The 17,752-nt window shown below is 58.2% G+C and carries 15 protein-coding genes; 10 read left to right on the plus strand and 5 right to left on the minus strand.

Annotated features, from left to right (window positions below):
- Positions 1 to 7: 7 nt before the first annotated feature.
- Complete coding sequence (locus HXW73_RS01365) at positions 8 to 451, minus strand: outer membrane protein assembly factor BamE (RefSeq protein WP_186254557.1); 444 nt, start codon at positions 449 to 451, stop codon at positions 8 to 10.
- Positions 452 to 523: 72 nt separating this feature from the next.
- Between HXW73_RS01365 and fur the strand changes: the two genes are divergently transcribed.
- The gene (fur, locus tag HXW73_RS01370) at positions 524 to 976 is read left to right on the plus strand and encodes a ferric iron uptake transcriptional regulator (RefSeq protein WP_066316169.1); all 453 of its coding nucleotides are present in this window, start codon (positions 524 to 526) and stop codon (positions 974 to 976) included.
- A gap of 130 nt (positions 977 to 1,106) precedes the next feature.
- Here the strand turns inward: fur and recN are convergent, their stop codons facing one another.
- Positions 1,107 to 2,780 carry a DNA repair protein RecN gene (recN, locus tag HXW73_RS01375; protein WP_186254558.1) on the minus strand — a complete coding sequence of 558 codons (1,674 nt, stop codon included), beginning with the start codon at positions 2,778 to 2,780 and terminating at the stop codon, positions 1,107 to 1,109.
- Positions 2,781 to 2,978: 198 nt separating this feature from the next.
- Here recN and grpE point away from each other — a divergent pair, with 198 nt between their 5' ends.
- The 4 genes from grpE to HXW73_RS01395 all read left to right on the plus strand — a co-directional run bounded on the left by grpE (position 2,979) and on the right by HXW73_RS01395 (position 7,964).
- Positions 2,979 to 3,617, plus strand: coding sequence for a nucleotide exchange factor GrpE (gene grpE / locus HXW73_RS01380; RefSeq protein WP_186254559.1), 639 nt, complete (start codon positions 2,979 to 2,981; stop codon positions 3,615 to 3,617).
- 122 nt (positions 3,618 to 3,739) lie between these two features.
- A complete protein-coding gene (dnaK, locus tag HXW73_RS01385) occupies positions 3,740 to 5,674 on the plus strand; it encodes a molecular chaperone DnaK (RefSeq protein WP_186254560.1) in 1,935 nt (644 codons plus the stop codon).
- Positions 5,675 to 5,824: 150 nt separating this feature from the next.
- The gene (dnaJ, locus tag HXW73_RS01390; protein WP_186254561.1) at positions 5,825 to 6,976 is read left to right on the plus strand and encodes a molecular chaperone DnaJ; all 1,152 of its coding nucleotides are present in this window, start codon (positions 5,825 to 5,827) and stop codon (positions 6,974 to 6,976) included.
- Between the two features lie 88 nt (positions 6,977 to 7,064).
- Positions 7,065 to 7,964, plus strand: a complete 900-nt coding sequence (locus HXW73_RS01395) for a DMT family transporter (RefSeq protein ID WP_186254562.1) — start codon at positions 7,065 to 7,067, stop codon at positions 7,962 to 7,964.
- Here HXW73_RS01395 and HXW73_RS01400 read toward each other — a convergent pair.
- The 3 genes from HXW73_RS01400 to HXW73_RS01410 are packed head-to-tail and all read right to left on the minus strand — an operon-like array spanning position 7,942 to position 10,878.
- Positions 7,942 to 8,691 carry an ABC transporter ATP-binding protein gene (locus HXW73_RS01400; RefSeq protein ID WP_186254563.1) on the minus strand — a complete coding sequence of 250 codons (750 nt, stop codon included), beginning with the start codon at positions 8,689 to 8,691 and terminating at the stop codon, positions 7,942 to 7,944. The two genes, HXW73_RS01395 and HXW73_RS01400, sit on opposite strands and share 23 nt — an antisense overlap.
- Positions 8,685 to 9,764, minus strand: coding sequence for a FecCD family ABC transporter permease (locus HXW73_RS01405; protein ID WP_186254564.1), 1,080 nt, complete (start codon positions 9,762 to 9,764; stop codon positions 8,685 to 8,687). Before HXW73_RS01405 ends, HXW73_RS01400 begins: the two co-directional genes overlap by 7 nt.
- On the minus strand, positions 9,754 to 10,878 hold the full coding sequence (locus HXW73_RS01410; RefSeq protein ID WP_222105036.1) for an ABC transporter substrate-binding protein: 1,125 nt from the start codon (positions 10,876 to 10,878) through the stop codon (positions 9,754 to 9,756). Before HXW73_RS01410 ends, HXW73_RS01405 begins: the two co-directional genes overlap by 11 nt.
- Positions 10,879 to 11,147: 269 nt before the next feature.
- On the opposite strand from HXW73_RS01410, the gene HXW73_RS01415 reads away from it, so the two are divergent.
- The 5 genes from HXW73_RS01415 to greA all read left to right on the plus strand — a co-directional run bounded on the left by HXW73_RS01415 (position 11,148) and on the right by greA (position 17,678).
- A complete protein-coding gene (locus tag HXW73_RS01415) occupies positions 11,148 to 11,429 on the plus strand; it encodes a DUF2218 domain-containing protein (RefSeq protein WP_186254566.1) in 282 nt (93 codons plus the stop codon).
- A 98-nt stretch (positions 11,430 to 11,527) separates the two neighbouring features.
- Complete coding sequence (gene dapB / locus HXW73_RS01420) at positions 11,528 to 12,334, plus strand: 4-hydroxy-tetrahydrodipicolinate reductase (RefSeq protein WP_186254567.1); 807 nt, start codon at positions 11,528 to 11,530, stop codon at positions 12,332 to 12,334.
- A 431-nt stretch (positions 12,335 to 12,765) separates the two neighbouring features.
- The gene (gene carA / locus HXW73_RS01425) at positions 12,766 to 13,911 is read left to right on the plus strand and encodes a glutamine-hydrolyzing carbamoyl-phosphate synthase small subunit (RefSeq protein WP_186255872.1); all 1,146 of its coding nucleotides are present in this window, start codon (positions 12,766 to 12,768) and stop codon (positions 13,909 to 13,911) included.
- Between the two features lie 63 nt (positions 13,912 to 13,974).
- Entirely contained in the window at positions 13,975 to 17,205 is a 3,231-nt protein-coding gene (gene carB / locus HXW73_RS01430; RefSeq protein ID WP_186254568.1) for a carbamoyl-phosphate synthase large subunit, read from the plus strand.
- Positions 17,202 to 17,678, plus strand: coding sequence for a transcription elongation factor GreA (gene greA, locus HXW73_RS01435; protein WP_186254569.1), 477 nt, complete (start codon positions 17,202 to 17,204; stop codon positions 17,676 to 17,678). The genes carB and greA overlap by 4 nt, the downstream gene beginning before the upstream one ends.
- Positions 17,679 to 17,752: the final 74 nt, after the last annotated feature.

The following is a 17,752-nucleotide window of genomic DNA, read 5'->3' on the forward strand; positions in this document are numbered from 1 at the left end:
CGCGTGATCAATTGGTGGTATTGGGCGTTGTGTTTTGCCTCGGCTCGTTAGGAATCGCTTCTGTTGGGTCGGCTGTGTCCGTCGCTGGGCCGCGAGTGCTGTCGGCCTTGAGAGGGAGGTCTTCGGATAAGTCGCCTTCCTGGTCGATATTGGCAAGCCGCCCCTGGTCATCAAACGTCAGCGTGACACGCCGCCTCTCAACCCCTGCGTAAGCTTTATCGAGTCGGAAAACGTAATCCCACTCGCGAGCATCAAAGGGTGCTTCTAGCAGTGGGCGGCCCATCACATAGGTAACCTGTTCCTGGGTCATTCCCGGTTGCAGTTGGTCGACCATTTCTTCGGTGACCAGGTTGCCTTGCGGGATGTCGCGTTTGTACACGCCAACGTAGCTACAGCCGCTGATCACGGCAATGGAAACGGAAAGCGTGATGATTCGAGTCAATTTTTGCATTTGGGCCTATTCTTCACTATCGTGGTTTCGGTCGATCATACCCGACCTAACCTGTTACTGCGAAGAGCAACCATGGCCGATAAGAACCATGAATTACGTAAAGCCGGGCTGAAAGTGACCCTGCCGCGTGTCAAAATCCTGCAGATTCTCGAAACTGCATCGGGTCAGCACCACCTTAGCGCAGAAGAAGTGTATAAAACACTGATAGATGCGGGCGAAGATGTGGGGCTGGCAACTGTTTACCGTGTGCTGACTCAGTTTGAGTCGGCGGGCCTTGTCATTCGTCATAATTTCGATGGCGGCCACGCGGTATTCGAGATGACGCAAGAAGACCACCATGACCACATGGTGTGTCTGGAAAGTGGTGAAATCGTCGAGTTCGTTGACGAGATCATTGAGCGACGCCAGCAAGAAATCGCTGAAGAGCACGGCTACGAATTAGTTGACCATGCTTTGGTGTTATACGTGCGCCCCCGAGGATCGGACGTAACGCGCCAGGACAGCGGGCCCACTAATAAGAAATAGGGTCATGCCTAAGCCCAGGCTTTGATGCACGATCCATCGCCCCTAGGCTGCCTAGCTTGAATGTTAGGCGGCCTGGGGGCGTTTTTCTGCGCGCTGGATAAACGCTGTGCTCTAGCGCAGTCCGCCATCGTCAGTGCGGTTGGCGCTGGCTGGCGTTGAGCATTTCACGGGCGTGGGCCAGGGTTTGATCCGAGAGTTTGACGCCGCCCAGCATGCGGGCCAGTTCGCTCACCCGGCCTTGCTCATCCAACAAGGCCATATGCGTCAAGGTGGTATCGCGCTGGGCGCGCTTTTCGATGTGTAAGTGCTGGTGGGCCTGGGCGGCCACCTGAGGCAGGTGGGTGACGGTCATTACCTGGCCGTTTTCACCTAGCTTGCGTAGCAGCTGGCCGACAATCTCTGCGGTGGCCCCGGAAACCCCGACGTCGACTTCATCAAACACCAGGCTGGGGATGGTCGAGTGAGAGGCGGCGACGACCTGAATCGCCAGGCTGATGCGAGAAAGCTCACCGCCAGAGGCCACTTTGGTAAGCGGCCTGGCGGGCTGCCCGGGGTTGGCGCTGATCAAGAAGTGAACCTGGTCGAGGCCTTCTGCCGCTGGTGTGTCGCGGGGCGTGACCTCCACTTCAAAGCGCGCCTTGCCCATGGCCAGGAAACTCAGCTGCTGCTGGACCTCTTTGCCTAGACGAACGGCGGCTTTCTGGCGTGCCTCGCTCAGGTGCTTGGCGTCACGCCGATAGCGCTCGCGAAGTTCTGCAACCTGGGCGCCGAGGGCTTCGATGTCGTTCTCGCTGTTGTCCAACTCGGCGACTTCCCGGCTCAGCTCAGCATGTAGCGCACAGACCTCTTCCGGTGCCACATGGTGCTTGCGGGCAATACGATGCACATCGGCTAAACGCTCTTCCACCCATGTCAGGCGTTCGGGGTCGAGTTCGGTGGTGCTGGCGAGGCGGTTGAGTTCGCCCGCGGCCTCTTCGATCTGAATGCGCGCGTCGCTGAGCATCGCCAGGGTATTGGACAGCGTGCCCTTGTCGCTGCCCGGCAAGGCGCTTAAGTGTGTATAAGCCTGATTAAGCAGTGATAGCGCTCCGCCTTCGTCGCTGGCGCAGCAGTCAGCGGCAAACTGGGTTTCGCGGAGTGTTTCGTCGGCGTGGGCCAGGGTGTGCTGTTCTTCCTCTAGAGTCTGCAGTTCGCCTTCTGCCAGACCCAACTGATCCAGTTCTTCTACCTGATAACGCAGTAACTGCCGCTTGGCTTCTACCTCGCTGCCGGCTTCCTTGCGCTGCTTGAGGCGACGGTTGGCGCTGCGCCAGTCACGGTATGTCTCGGCAAGCTGATGAGCCGTGTCGCGAAGGCCCGCATAATCGTCCAGCAGCGCGAGATGGGTTTCTTCGCGCATCAGCGCCTGATGGGCATGCTGGCCGTGTATCTGGACCAGGTGTTCGCCCAGCGATTTGAGGTCGCTGATCGTGGCCGGTTGGCCATTGATCCATGCCTTGGAGCGCCCGCTCGCGGTTACCACCCGCCTTAACAGGCATTCGTCGCTGGGAAGCTCGCGGCTGCTTAGCCATTCGCTGGCCGCAGGTAAATGCTGAATATCAAACCGTGCCGAGAGGTCAGTGCGCTCGCTACCGTGGCGCACGCTGCCTGCATCGGCGCGTTCGCCCAGGCAAAGACCCAGTGCGCCCAGCAGAATCGATTTGCCTGCCCCGGTCTCGCCGGTAATGGCGGTCATGCCATGGGTCAGGTCGAGTTCCAGGTGCTCAACGATCGCATAATCTCGAATGGCAAGCTGAATCAGCATGAGGGCCTCCTGAGGCGCAGCGGGACGAGCGCAGTTAATGCGTCTGAATATTGTTGTTTTATACAGTAGTCGAAAACGCGCTTCAATGCCCACTTGAGATGGCTTTTATGGTCCCCATATACGGTGCAGAGCCAATTTACATTGCTACTTACTATTTGGGCGTAGCGCACGCCCCCCCGAACGTTGCAGGAGCAAGGCATGGCAAAAGAACCGCAAACCCCGATGGATGACGAGCTGGCTCGTCACGAGCAGGAAACAGAGACGCCGGAGCAAGAATCTGAAGATCGCCTGGTTGAAGGTGAGCTGGAAGGCCTTATTAATGACGATGAAGCCGTCGTCGATCGTGTCGAGGATGAGGCTGAAGTCGACGTGCTGGCCGCTCAGGTACAAGACCTGGAGCAGCGCCTGGCAGAAGCCAAGGACCAGTCGCTAAGAGAAGCCGCCGAAGCGCAAAACGTGCGCCGCCGGGCGGAGCATGAGGCTGAAAAGGCGCGCAAATTTGCCTTGGAGAAGTTTGTTAAAGAGCTTCTGCCGGTCATCGACAGCCTGGAAAAAGCGCTTGAGTCGATGCAGGAAGACGCCTCCGAGGTCCATCGCGAAGGGGTCTCGATGACCCTGAAGATGCAGCTTGATGTGCTGGGCAAGTTTGGTGTTGAAAGCATCGAGCCCCAGGGCGAGCCGTTTGACCCGCAGGTCCACGAAGCCATGGCGATGGTGCCGAATCCTGAGCAAGAGCCGAATACGGTTATGGAAGTGATGCAGAAAGGTTACTTGCTGAACGGACGTCTGGTCCGCCCGGCCATGGTCGTGGTCAGTCAGAAAGCGAGTGAGTCATAACGCAGTAAAGGCCTAAAAGGGCCTTGAAAAGTTTCAGGTGGCCCCCAGATAAAGGGGCAACCCCGCGGGAAATCCCGCAACCAGTTTGATGTATTGAAACAACCGAATACGAGGTTCTTATTATGGGACGCATTATTGGTATTGATTTGGGCACCACAAACTCTTGTGTATCGGTGCTCGATGGCGACAGTGCAAAAGTCATTGAAAACGCAGAAGGCGGTCGCACGACACCGTCCATCATTGCTTACACTGAAGACGGTGAGACGCTCGTTGGTCAGGCCGCCAAGCGCCAGGCGGTGACCAACCCCGAAAATACGCTGTACGCTATCAAGCGTCTGATCGGCCGTCGTTTTAAAGATGATGTCGTGCAAAAAGACATCAAGATGGTGCCGTACAAAATCACCGAAGCCGATAACGGTGATGCCTGGGTAGAAGTGAAAGGCCAGAAAATGGCACCGCCGCAGGTCAGCGCGGAAGTGCTCAAGAAAATGAAGAAGACGGCAGAAGATTACCTCGGTGAAACCGTCACCGAAGCGGTTATCACCGTGCCGGCTTACTTCAACGACAGCCAGCGCCAGGCCACCAAAGATGCCGGCCGTATCGCCGGTTTGGACGTCAAGCGCATCATCAACGAGCCGACTGCGGCGGCGCTTGCTTATGGCATGGACAAGTCACGCGGTGATAAAACCATCGCGGTATACGACCTGGGCGGCGGTACTTTCGACATTTCGATCATTGAAGTGGCTGATGTCGACGGCGAAACCCAGTTTGAAGTGTTGGCCACCAACGGTGACACCTTCTTGGGTGGTGAAGACTTCGACCTGGCGCTGATCAACTATCTGGTTGACCAGTTCAAGTCGGACAGCGGCATTGATCTGTCAGGCGACAACCTGGCCATGCAGCGTCTCAAAGAAGCTGCCGAGAAAGCCAAGATCGAGCTTTCCAGTGCCCAGCAGACCGACGTCAATCTGCCCTACATCACGGCCGACAACACCGGTCCGAAGCACCTGAACGTCAAGGTCACGCGTGCCAAGCTGGAATCGCTGGTCGACGACCTGGTGAAACGTTCGCTGGAGCCGTGCAAGGTGGCATTGAAAGATGCTGGCCTGTCGGCGTCTGAAATTGATGACGTTATCCTGGTGGGCGGTCAGACCCGCATGCCGATGGTCCAGCAGAAAGCCGCTGAGTTCTTCGGCAAGGATGCACGTAAAGACGTGAACCCAGACGAAGCCGTGGCTGTGGGTGCCGCGATTCAGGGTGGCGTTCTCGGCGGTGACGTGAAAGACGTACTGCTGCTGGACGTAACGCCCCTGACCCTGGGTATCGAAACCCTGGGTGGCGTGATGACGCCGCTGATCGAGAAAAACACCACCATCCCGACCAAGAAGACGCAAACCTTCTCCACGGCGGATGACAACCAGACGGCGGTCACCATTCACGCCGTGCAGGGCGAGCGTAAGCAGGTATCGCAGAACAAATCGCTGGGTCGTTTTGATCTTGCCGATATTCCGCCTGCGCCGCGTGGCGTGCCGCAGATCGAAGTGGCCTTCGATCTTGATGCCAACGGTATCCTGAACGTCTCCGCAAAAGACAAAGCGACGGGCAAGGAACAGTCGATCGTTATCAAGGCATCCAGCGGTCTGACCGATGATGAAATCGAGCAGATGGTACGCGACGCCGAAGCCCACGCGGACGAAGATAAAAAGTTCGAAGCGCTGGTGCAGCTGCGTAACCAGGCGGACGGCATGATCCACGCCACCCGCAAAACGCTGGAAGAAGCCGGTGACAAAGCGACCGATGACGAGAAACAGTCCATCGAAACCGCGATCACCGAGCTGGAAGAAGCTACTAAAGGCGACGACCAGGAGCTGATTCAGCAGAAACTCGACGCGCTCACTGAAGCGTCTGGCCAGCTGGCGCAAAAAATGTACGCCGAGCAGGCAGAGGGCGCTGAGCAGCCGGGCGAGGAAGGTGCCGAGCAGGCCAACGCCAAGCCCGATGAAGACGTGGTCGACGCCGAGTATGAAGAAGTCAACGACGAGCAGAAAAAGCAGTAAGCGCTCTTTCTGACAAGGCAGGCGGTGACGCGGGGGGTAACTCCCGCGTTGCTGTTTCCACGTCCAAGACGCACGAAGCTTAATGTGTAGTTAAAAATACATAGTTAAATGTGCAGTTGAATGCGTAGCTAACCAAGAGGCGTAGGACCCATGTCCCAACGCGATTATTATGAAGTCCTGGGTGTCGACAAAGGGGCCGATCAGAAAGAGATCAAGAAAGCCTACCGTCGCCTTGCGCAAAAATACCACCCCGACCGCAACCCGGAAGACGATACCGCGGCGGAAAAATTCCGCGAAGTGTCGGAAGCCTACGAAGTCCTGACCGACAGCGAAAAACGTGCGGCCTACGACCAGTTTGGTCATGCCGGCGTAGACGGCCAAGGCGGAGGCTTTGGTGGCGGTGGTTTCGGCGGCGGTGGCGCTGGCGATTTCAGCGACATTTTCGGCGATGTGTTTGGCGATATTTTCGGCGGTGGCGGCGGGCGTCGTCGTGGTCCCAATGCCCCGGCGCGCGGTTCTGACCTGCGCTACAACCTGGAGCTGGATCTGGAAAATGCGGTCGCCGGCACCACGGTCGATATCCGTGTGCCGCGCCACATTGAATGCGACCGTTGTGATGGCGGTGGCGCCGAGCCGGGCTCAACCAAAGATACCTGTCCGACGTGCCATGGCCACGGTCAGGTGCGTATGCAGCAGGGGTTCTTTGCGGTTCAGCAAACCTGCCCGACCTGCCATGGCTCAGGCCAGCACATCAAGGTGCCGTGTCATAAGTGTAACGGCGAAGGGCGCGTACGCGAGACCCGGACACTGTCGGTGAAGATTCCACCGGGTGTGGATACCGGCGACCGTATCCGCCTGAACGCGGAAGGCGAAAGCGGTATCAATGGTGGCCCGCCAGGCGATCTGTATGTCCAGGTGGCCATCAAGCCGCACCATATCTTCCAGCGTGACGGTAAGCACCTGCAGTGTGACGTGCCGATTAACTTCGTCGATGCGGCACTGGGCGGTGAGCTGGAAGTGCCCACGCTCGATGGCCGAGTGAAGCTGAAGATTCCGCCGGAAACCCAAACCGGCAAGATGTTCAGGCTCAAGGGCAAGGGCGTCAAACCGGTTCGCGGCGGCGCCCCTGGCGACCTGCTGTGCAAAGTCGTGGTGGAAACGCCCGTCAAGCTCAGCGAGGAACAGAAAAATCTGCTGCGCCAGTTCCAGGAAAGCCTGGAAGGCAGCAACAGCCATCACTCACCCAAGAAAACCGGCTTCTTCGATAGCGTGAAGAAGTTTTTTGAAGAGATGAAGCCGTAATTCTGGGATAATGGCCAGCAGTTGGATGTTAAGTTCAAAAACCCTCGGTTCGCCGGGGGTTTTTGCTGTACAGGGAGTGCTGCGCATCATGGATAACCTCCAGGATAGGCCCGCCAAAGGGATTTTTCTCAGGGTTCTGTCCGGCCTGCTGTTTACCGGCATGCTGGTGAGCATCAAGGCGGTCAGCGACGCCGTGCCGGTCGGCCAGTCGGTGTTTTTCCGCTCGCTGTTTGCGCTGTTGCCGATCGTAGTGTTTCTTGCCCTGCGGCGGGAGTTTCCCCGGGGGCTGGCAACGCGTCGCCCGCTGGGACATGCCCTGCGATCTGGGCTGGGGGCGGCGGCCATGTTTGCGTCCTTTGCGGCGGTCGCGCTATTGCCGGTTGCCGAGGCCACGCTGCTCGCTCAACTGACACCGGTGTTCATGGCGATCGGTGGGATCTTGCTGCTGGGTGAGCGGTTTTCGCTCTATCGGGCAGGGGCTATCGTGCTGGCGCTCTCGGGGATGGCGGTACTGGTGCTGCCAGGACTGGGCGCGGATGGGGCGCATGGCCAGGTGGCAGGCTATGCACTAGGCGCGCTTAGCGCTTTGTTAACGGCAGGGGCGCTGTTGACCGTTCGGCGGATTTCACGCACGGAAACGGCAGGTTCTATCGCGTTCTATTTTATTCTGGTGTCGTCGCTGGCGGGCCTGGCAACGCTGCCTCTGGGCTGGGCGGCGCTTAGTCCGGTCGAGTTTGGGTTACTGGTGCTCTCGGGCCTGTTTGGCGGGGCGGCACATATCGCGATGACGCTGGCGTTACGCTACGCGGAGGCGTCCCGCCTGGCACCCTTTGAGTACATTGCCCTGGTTTGGCCCGTATTGGCGGATTGGGTGCTGTTCGGGATTCCTGTCTCGAGTGCTTTCCTGCTGGCGCTGCCGCTGATGTTAAGCGGGGTGGCGCTGGCCGCCATGGAAGGGCGGCGGCTTAAATGGCCTCTTCGACGATGAGCTGCGGGCTGCCTTTTGAGCAGGGCTCGATCCGCGCGTTTACCCGGTAAACGGATTGCAGCAGCGAGGGCGTGATGACGTCCTCCGTGGGGCCGCAGGCAATCAGCCGGCCGTGTTCGAGGACCATGGAGGCATCGGTGAAGCGCAGCGCGTGGCCCAGGTCGTGCAGCGCCACCAGGATGAGCATCTGGCGTTCGTCGGCCAGGCGGCGTAGCACGCCAAGGAGGCTAATCTGGCGGTTGAGGTCGAGCGCCGAGGTGGGCTCGTCGAGCATCAGGATCTCGGGCTCCTGCACCAGCGCCTGGGCGGCGCTGACCAGTTGGCGCTGCCCGCCGCTCAGGTCGCCGATATCACGCTCGCCAAGCACGGCAATGTTCAACTCATCGAGGGCGCGGTCAACCTGTGCCAGGTCCTCGCTTTGCACTTTCAGGCTGCGCCCCTGCATGCGCGCTAACAGCACCGACTCGTACACCGTCAGTGCCGCTCTTGCCCCCGTGTCCTGGGGCATATAGGCCACGGGGCGCTCGGCACTGGTGCCGCTGATCGTGACCTCACCGTCACCTTTCAATAGCCCCAGAATGCGACGGAACAGGGTCGATTTACCGGCGGCGTTAGGCCCCAGCAGGGCGATCATTTGCCCACCCTGAAAGGGCGGTGTCGTGATGTCCTGGATAATGGGGGTGCGCCCGTAACGGGCAGAAACATGAGTCAGCTGTAGGGTTACCATGACGCCTTCTTGTTGTTAAGCACGAGAAATAGAAAGAAGGGAATGCCCACGAGTGAGGTGATGATACCAATGGGAATGATGGTGCCGGGGATGATGATTTTGGAAATCACGGACCCGACGGAAAGAATCAGCGCGCCGCACAACGCCGAGCCGGGCAGGAAGAAGCGCTGATCTTCGCCTAGAAGAATGCGTGCAATATGCGGCCCTACCAGGCCAATAAAGCCGATGGTGCCCACAAATGCCACCGCAATCGCGGCAAGTAGCGATACCAGCACCAGCACTTCCAGTCGCAGCGCACGGGGATTGACCCCCATGCTCTCGGCCTTGGCGTCGCCCAGGCGCATCGCGGTGAGTGCCCAGCCGTGGCGCGCCAGTAGCGGCATCACCATGGTCAAAATGCTCAGCGCGATCCAGAATTTTGGCCAGGTGGCTTTGGTGAGGCTGCCCATGGTCCAGAAAACCACTGCGGCCACGGCCTGCTGGCTGGCAAAAAACTGAATCAGCGCCATGAGGGAATTGAAGATAAACACCATCGCAATGCCCAGCAGTACGATGGTCTCGACCGTCACGCCGCGCTTGAGGCTGATTGCATGGATAAGAAAGGCGGTGACCATGGCCATCAGAAACGCATTGATAGGCACCACGTATTCGATGGCCGCCGGGATAATGGCGACGCCAAAGGCCAGCCCCAGAGCAGCACCAAAACTTGCGCCCGCCGAAATGCCCAGTGTGAAGGGGCTGGCCAGCGGGTTGCTCAGGATGGTTTGCATCTGCGCCCCGGCGATGGAAAGGCTCGCGCCGACCACGAGGGCCAGCAGCGCCACCGGCATGCGGATTTCCCAGAGAATCACACGGGCCTGCTGGCTAACGCTGTCGGGGGTAAACAGCGCAGTCATGACCTCGCCCAGGCTATAACGCGCGGGGCCAAGCGCAAGGTCGACGCATAGACTGAAGAAGAGCGCTACGACCAGCGCCGCCAGAATCATCTGGCGGCGAAACACCTGGCTGCGATAAAAGGCGCGCCCCTTTGAATCAGGCGCGTTAGGCGTTTTCGCGATGCTTTCAGTCGTCATTCAAGGATAGCCAGTAGCCGGGTTCATAGTCGATGGGTAAAAAGCGATCGTGCAGTTCCGCCATGGTAGCTTCCGGGTCCAGATCGGCAAACAGGTCAGGGTGTAGCCACTTCGCCAATTGCTGGATGGCGACAAAATAGTAGGGGCTGTTGTAGAACTGGTGCCAAATGGCGTGGACATTATCTGATTCGACCGCCTGAATGCCGGTCATGGCGGTGCGTTCGGTGAGGGCTTCGAGCTTGGCCTGCGCCTTCTCCATGTCAGCGCCAGGCCCGACGCCGACCCAATCACCGCCCGGCACGTAGGCATCCCAACTGCCGCCGGTCACCACCATGTGGTCTGGGTCAGCGGCGATAATCTGCTCGGGATTAAGCGTTCCGAAGGTGTTGGGGATAATATCCGCAGCAATGTTGGAGCCACCCGCCAGGGTGACGTATTCGCCAAAGTTGGCAGGGCCAAAGCTCATGCAGCATTCATCTGAATAACCGCCTGCTCGATCAATAAAGACGCTGGGCCGCTCGGGGTCGGCCTGTTCGATGACATCAGTGACCCTTGCCAGCTGTTCCTCGGCGAAGGTGATGAATTCCTCGGCGGCGGCTTCATCGCCCATCAGCTTGCCGATGATGCGCATCGAGGGAATGGTGTTTTCGATGGGGTCCTCACGGAAATCGACATAGACGATAGGAATGTCCAGCTCGGCCAGTTTGTCATCGTAGCCGGCGTCCTCGGTGGCGGCTTTGGCTTCAATGTTCATCAGTACCACGTCGGGGGTAAGCGACGCGGCCTGTTCAACATCGAAGGTGCCGTCTTTAAAGCCGCCAAAGGTCGGGATCGCTTCAATCTCGGGGAAGCGCTCAAGATAGCGTGCGTAGTTGTCGGGGTCGGCTTGGGAAAAATCTTCGCGCCAGCCCACCACATGCGCAAAGGGGTCTTCGGGCTCCAGTATGCCCACCAGGTAGATTTGCCTGCCTTCGCCTAAAATAACCCGCTCGGCCGGTGCCTCTAGCGTGACGTCGCGACCGGCAACGTCGGTCACGGAAATGTCGTCAGCGGAAGCGGTACAGCTCAATGTCGACAGTGCACCAAATAGTAATTTTGAAAAGTGGGAAGCCATACGCATTTGTATTACCAGTCGATAAATGGAATCAGTGGGGTGGGTGTAGCAATGTTCGCCGACACAGCGCGACGCGAATGCTTAAACGATGTTCTGCGTTTAATTCCTATTTGCAACAGAGATTATTATTGCGTAAACGACGGCGGCTGTCGAGAGGGGTAATCCGGTGAACACCGCATCACGCCTAGGGTGTAAACGCTGCTTGGCACTTATTGTTGCGCGCATTAGGCTAGTAGGTACTCACTTGCCATTTATTTGGAGAAAGCAGCATGCCGCTATCCCGTGCTGAAATCGCGACGCCCTCTGGCGAGCGCTTAATCAATCGCCTGTGCAAGCACTGGGCGCATGAGTTTGAGGTCGAACACTCGGAGCAGGAGGCGAAAATCACCTTTGTTTCCGGCACTTGCCTGATGCGCGCCGATGACGAGGTGTTGACGGTGGCGATCGAAACACTGGAGGAAGGTCACCTGGACGAATTGGAAGGTGTCGTGGAGCGGCAGCTTGTGGATACGGCCGGTGACGAAGCGCTGGTCATCATTTGGGAAAACTGAGCGAGGCCCGGCGCCGAATAGGGTGGCGGGTCTGTTATAATCATTTACGTATTTTCCCTCTACGTTGATGCATTAGAACACTAAGCGCAGGAGTTTCCATGACCCGAGTTGCCATTGTTGGCGTCGCTGGCCGGATGGGCCGCACACTGGTAAACGCTGTTGAACAAGAGGCTGATGCCACCCTGGCCGGTGGTATCGTCGAGCCAGGGAGTTCCCTGGCGGGTGCGGATATTGGCGAGCTGGCAGGTGTTGGCAAGCGCGGTGTTTCGGCGGTGGATTCGCTGGAGGCCATCGTGGACGATTTCGATGTACTAATCGATTTCACCGCACCGCAGGTGACTCTGGCCAACCTGGCGTTCTGTGCCAAGCATGGCAAGCGCATCGTGATTGGTACCACGGGTATGAATGATGATCAGCTGGCTCAGTTGGATAGTTACCGTGATGATGTCGCGATGGTGTTTGCGCCCAATATGAGCGTAGGCGTCAACCTGACCCTGAAGCTATTGGAAACGGCTGCCAAAGCGCTGGGCGATGAAGGCTACGATATTGAAGTGATCGAGTCCCACCATCGTCACAAGGTTGATTCACCGTCGGGTACCGCCATCAAGATGGGGGAAGTTGTCGCGCAAAGCCTGGACCGCACGCTAAAAGAGCATGGCGTGTTCGAGCGGGTGGGGCAGTGCGGCCCGCGCACCGATAAAGAAATCGGCTTTGCCACCGTTCGCGCGGGCGATATCGTGGGTGAGCATACGGTGATGTTTGCCACTGAAGGTGAGCGCATCGAAATTACCCATAAGGCCTCCAGCCGCATGACCTTTGCCAAAGGCGCGGTGCGTGCCGCCCGCTGGGTCGCGGGTAAAGAGAACGGCCGTTACGATATGCAGGATGTTTTGGGGCTGGAATAATATTACGTCGACCATGGCAAATGATCCCCTCTACGGCCTATCCCCGGCGTACTCAGCAAGAATTCAACGCAACCTCTAGCCTGAGTAGCTGCAAGGGGTAGTCCTAGGCCAAAAAATCCTGTAACATTCCAAAAATTTTGGCCTAGTAGGCTGCCTACAGGTAGAAAAATGTCTGCAGCGAAAGCACCGCGCTTGTTGCACTGGCCTTAGGTTAGAGAGATAGCTAATTGCTGCGCCATGACGGTTAGCCATGGATGAGAACAACAAGCGGGATGAAACCGGTTTTTTATCGGCGTCATCCCGCTTTTTTACGGCCCCAATTTAATGACGATAGTTTCACTAATGAGCGTCGTGGATAATGAAGAAATTGCCGAGCCTGCGCCCACAGGCTCCCACCAGCCTGGGAGGACCTTGTTTTGAATAACCCCGCATTGAGCAAACCCGCAATATTGGCTCTGGAGGATGGCAGTGTCTTCCACGGAACCGCCATTGGCGCGGATGGCGTCACAAGCGGTGAGGTGGTGTTCAATACAGCCATGACCGGCTACCAGGAAATCCTCACCGACCCTTCCTATACCCGCCAAATCGTCACCCTTACTTATCCCCATATCGGTAATACCGGCACTAACAGTGAAGACGTGGAGTCTGCCTCGATTGCCGCGGCGGGGCTGGTGATTCGCGATTTGCCGCTTATGGCCAGCAGCTTCCGCTCACAGCAAACGCTTTCAGACTACTTGAATAGCCAGAACGTGCTGGGTATCGCGGACATCGACACCCGCCGGTTGACACGCATTCTGCGCGATAAAGGCGCTCAGAACGGGGCGATTCTGGCGGGCGCTGATGCCGAGGGCGACGATGCGGTAGCGCGAGCGCTGGAAGCCGCCCGCGCGTTTCCAGGGCTGAAGGGCATGGATCTGGCCAAGGAAGTTTCTTGTAAAGAGGCTTACGAGTGGTCGGAAGGCGAGTGGGCGCTGGGTGAAGGCTATGCGGATGCGACGCAAGGTGATCGACCCTACCATGTCGTGGCCTATGATTACGGCGTGAAATTCAACATTCTGCGCATGCTGGCGTCGCGCGGCTGTCGACTGACCGTTGTTCCGGCGCAAACCAGCGCCGCCGACGTGCTGGCCATGAAGCCCGATGGCGTCTTTCTGGCCAACGGCCCCGGCGACCCGGAGCCCTGCGACTACGCCATTAAAGCGATTCAGGACGTACTGGAAAGCGACACGCCGGTGTTTGGTATTTGCCTTGGCCACCAGCTGCTGGCGCTCGCCTCCGGCGCCAAAACAGTCAAAATGAGCCACGGCCACCATGGTGCCAACCACCCGGTGCAGGATCTGGACAGTGGTACGGTGATGATTACCAGCCAAAACCACGGCTTTGCCGCTGATGAAGCGAGCCTGCCCGCCAACCTGCGTGCTACGCACCGTTCATTGTTCGACGGCACCTTGCAGGGAATTGAGCGCACTGACCGTCCGGCGTTCAGCTTTCAGGGGCACCCGGAAGCGAGCCCCGGCCCGCGTGACGTGGCGCCGCTGTTCGATCGCTTTGTCGCCATGATGCAGGCGCGTCGCTAACGCGCCCTGTTGCATCGCCGTCTTTTGTCGCTCATCGCCACCCATTTTTTTGCGGGAACCGTTATGCCTAAGCGTACCGATATCAAAAGCATACTCATCATTGGCGCAGGCCCGATCGTGATCGGCCAGGCCTGCGAATTCGACTACTCCGGCGCCCAGGCGTGCAAGGCGCTACGTGAGGAAGGTTTCCGGGTTATTTTGGTCAACTCCAACCCGGCGACCATCATGACCGACCCGGTCATGGCCGATGCCACTTACATCGAACCGATCACCTGGCAAGCGGTTGAGAAAATTATAGAAGCCGAGCAGCCGGACGCCATTCTGCCCACCATGGGCGGCCAGACCGCGCTTAACTGCGCACTAAATCTGGAAAAATACGGTGTGCTGGCCAAGCACGGCGTCGAGATGATCGGTGCCAACGCCGATGCGATCAACATGGCTGAAGACCGCGATCTTTTCGATCAGGCCATGAAGCGGATTGGTTTGCAGTGCCCGAAGGCGAAAGTCGCCCATACCATGGAAGAAGCCTGGGAGATTCAGGCCGAGCTCGGTTTCCCGACGATTATTCGTCCTTCCTATACCATGGGCGGTTCTGGCGGCGGCGTGGCCTACAACAAGGAAGAGTTCGAGGAGATCTGTACCCGCGGTTTCGAGCTCTCCAACAACCATGAGCTGCTGATCGACGAGTCGCTGCTGGGCTGGAAAGAGTTCGAGATGGAAGTCGTCCGCGATAAGAACGACAACTGCATCATCGTCTGCGCGATCGAGAACTTCGACCCTATGGGGGTGCATACCGGTGACTCCATCACCGTCGCGCCCGCGCAAACGCTGACCGATAAAGAGTACCAGATCATGCGCGACGCCAGCCTCGCGGTACTTCGCGAGATTGGTGTGGAGACCGGCGGCTCCAACGTACAGTTTGGTATGGACCCCGACACCGGGCGTCTGGTGGTCATTGAAATGAACCCGCGGGTGTCCCGCTCGTCGGCGCTGGCCTCGAAAGCCACTGGCTTCCCGATTGCCAAGATCGCCGCCAAACTGGCGGTGGGTTATACGCTGGATGAGCTGCAGAACGACATTACCGGTGGTCAAACGCCGGCGTCGTTTGAGCCCTCCATCGATTACGTGGTTACTAAGATTCCACGCTTCACCTTCGAGAAATTCCCTCAGGCCAACGACCGCCTGACGACCCAGATGAAGTCGGTGGGCGAGGTGATGGCGATTGGCCGTACCTTCCAGGAGTCGCTGCAGAAGGCGCTGCGCGGCATGGAAACCGGTAACGACGGCCTTGATCCGATCATCACCGACTTCACGCCGGACAACATGGCGGTGATCCAGGGCGAGCTGCAGGCCGCCGGTGCCGAGCGTATTTTCTACGTGGCGGACGCTCTGCGCTCAGGCATGAGTGTTGATGAGGTGTTTGCGCTAACCAACATCGACCGCTGGTTCCTGGTACAGCTGGAAGATCTGGTATTGAGCGAAGCCGCCGTGCAAACGCGTTCGCTCAGCGAGTTTTCCGCACGTGAGCTTTATCAGCTCAAGCGCAAGGGCTTCTCGGATGCCAGGCTGGCCAAGTTACTGGGCGTCGCGGAGAAAGACTTCCGCAAAACGCGCCAGGCTGCGGGTATTCGTCCGGTCTACAAGCGCGTGGATACCTGTGCGGCGGAGTTCGCCTCAGATACCGCCTACATGTACTCCACCTATGAAGAAGAGTGTGAAGCAGATGTTTCTGACCGTCAGAAGATCATGGTACTGGGCGGCGGTCCCAACCGGATTGGTCAGGGCATCGAGTTCGACTATTGCTGTGTGCACGCGGCGTTTGCCATGCATGACGATGGCTATGAAACCATCATGGTCAACTGCAACCCGGAAACCGTCTCGACCGACTACGATACCTCTGATCGCCTCTACTTTGAGCCGGTGACCCTGGAAGACGTGCTGGAAATCGCCGACAAAGAGAAGCCGGTGGGCGTGATCGTTCAGTTCGGTGGCCAAACGCCGCTGAAATTGGCGCGCGAACTGGAAGCCGCCGGCGTGCCAATTATCGGCACCACGCCGGACGCCATCGACCGCGCCGAAGACCGTGAGCGCTTCCAGCAGATGATCGACAAACTGGGCCTCAAGCAACCGCCCAACGCCACCGCCCGTAGCTTTGAAGAAGCTTTCTCCAAAGCTGATGCGATTGGCTATCCGCTGGTGGTGCGGCCCAGTTACGTACTTGGCGGTCGGGCAATGGAAATCGTCTACGACGCCTCCGAGCTCGAGAACTATATGACCAACGCGGTGAAGGTCTCCAACGACTCGCCGGTGCTGTTGGATCACTTTTTGAGCGCGGCAGTCGAGATCGATATCGATGCGGTTTCCGACGGTCAGCAGGTGGTGATTGGCGGTATCATGCAGCACGTCGAGCAGGCGGGCGTTCACTCGGGTGACTCGGCCTGTTCGCTGCCGCCTTATTCACTGCCTGTGGCGGTGCAGGATGAAATGCGCGATCAGGTCAAGCAGATGGCCGTGGAGCTGGGCGTCAAGGGCCTGATGAACGTACAGCTTGCCTGGCAGGATGGCGAGATCTACGTGATTGAAGTCAATCCTCGTGCGTCGCGAACCGTGCCGTTCGTCTCCAAGTGCATCGGTACCTCTCTGGCGCAGGTGGCGGCGCGCTGTATGGCCGGTAAAACCCTTGCTGAGCAGGGTTTTGAGCGGGAAATCGTGCCGCACTTCTACAGCGTTAAAGAAGCGGTGTTCCCGTTCAACAAGTTTCCGGGCGTGGACCCGATCCTGTCGCCGGAAATGAAATCCACCGGCGAAGTGATGGGGTCAGGCGATACCTTTGCTGAAGCCTTCTTCAAGGCCCAGTTGGGGGCGGGGGAGGCGATTCCTGCGCTCACCGGCGAGCGCAAGGCGTTTCTGTCCGTACGTGAACCAGACAAGCAGGGTATTATCGAAGTGGCCCGTTCTCTGCTAACATTGGGTTTTACTCTTTGTGCAACGCGTGGCACGGCAGTCGCCCTCGAAGCGGCTGGTCTGTCAGTGGAGCACGTCAATAAAGTCTACGAAGGTCGTCCCCATATCGTCGATCTGTTGAAGAACGACGAAATCGCCTACATCGTGAACACTACCGAAGGTCGCCAAGCCATTAACGATTCTTCGGTCATTCGCCGTACTGCTCTCGCGCGCAAGGTGCCCTATGCGACCACCTTGGCGGGTGCTAATGCCGTTTGCATGGCGCTTGAGTACGGTAGGGAGATTACGGTGCGGCGCCTTCAGGATCTGCATGCAGGAGCAAGTCAATGAATAAGGTCCCGATGACGATAGCGGGCGAGAAAAGTCTTCGCGATGAACTCAATCACCTCAAGGGCGAGGCTCGTCCCCAGGTGATTGCGGCTATCGCTGAAGCGCGCGAGCACGGCGACCTTAAGGAAAACGCCGAGTATCATGCCGCGCGTGAACAGCAAGGGTTTATCGAAGGGCGTATCCAGGAAATTGAAAGCAAGCTGTCAGGCGCCCAGGTCATCGATGTCACTAAGCTGCCGAAGACAGGTAAGGTGATTTTTGGCGTGACGGTAGCACTGCTTAATCTGGATACCGACGCTAAGGTGACGTACCGGATTGTGGGTGAAGATGAAGCCAATATTAAGTCAGGGCTTATTTCCGTGACCTCACCGATTGCCCGTGCGCTTATCGGTAAAGAGGAAGGCGATGTAGTCGTGGTGACGACCCCGGGTGGCGACGTCGAGTACGAGATCGAGAGCGTTGAGCACCTCTGACTCAAGCTTTAAGCTGGAAGCCTGAAGAAAAACACCCCCGCAACCATGGCTGCGGGGGTGTTTCGTATGACAGC

This window comes from Halomonas sp. SH5A2 (genome assembly GCF_014263395.1).
Classification (GTDB): Bacteria; Pseudomonadota; Gammaproteobacteria; order Pseudomonadales; family Halomonadaceae; genus Vreelandella.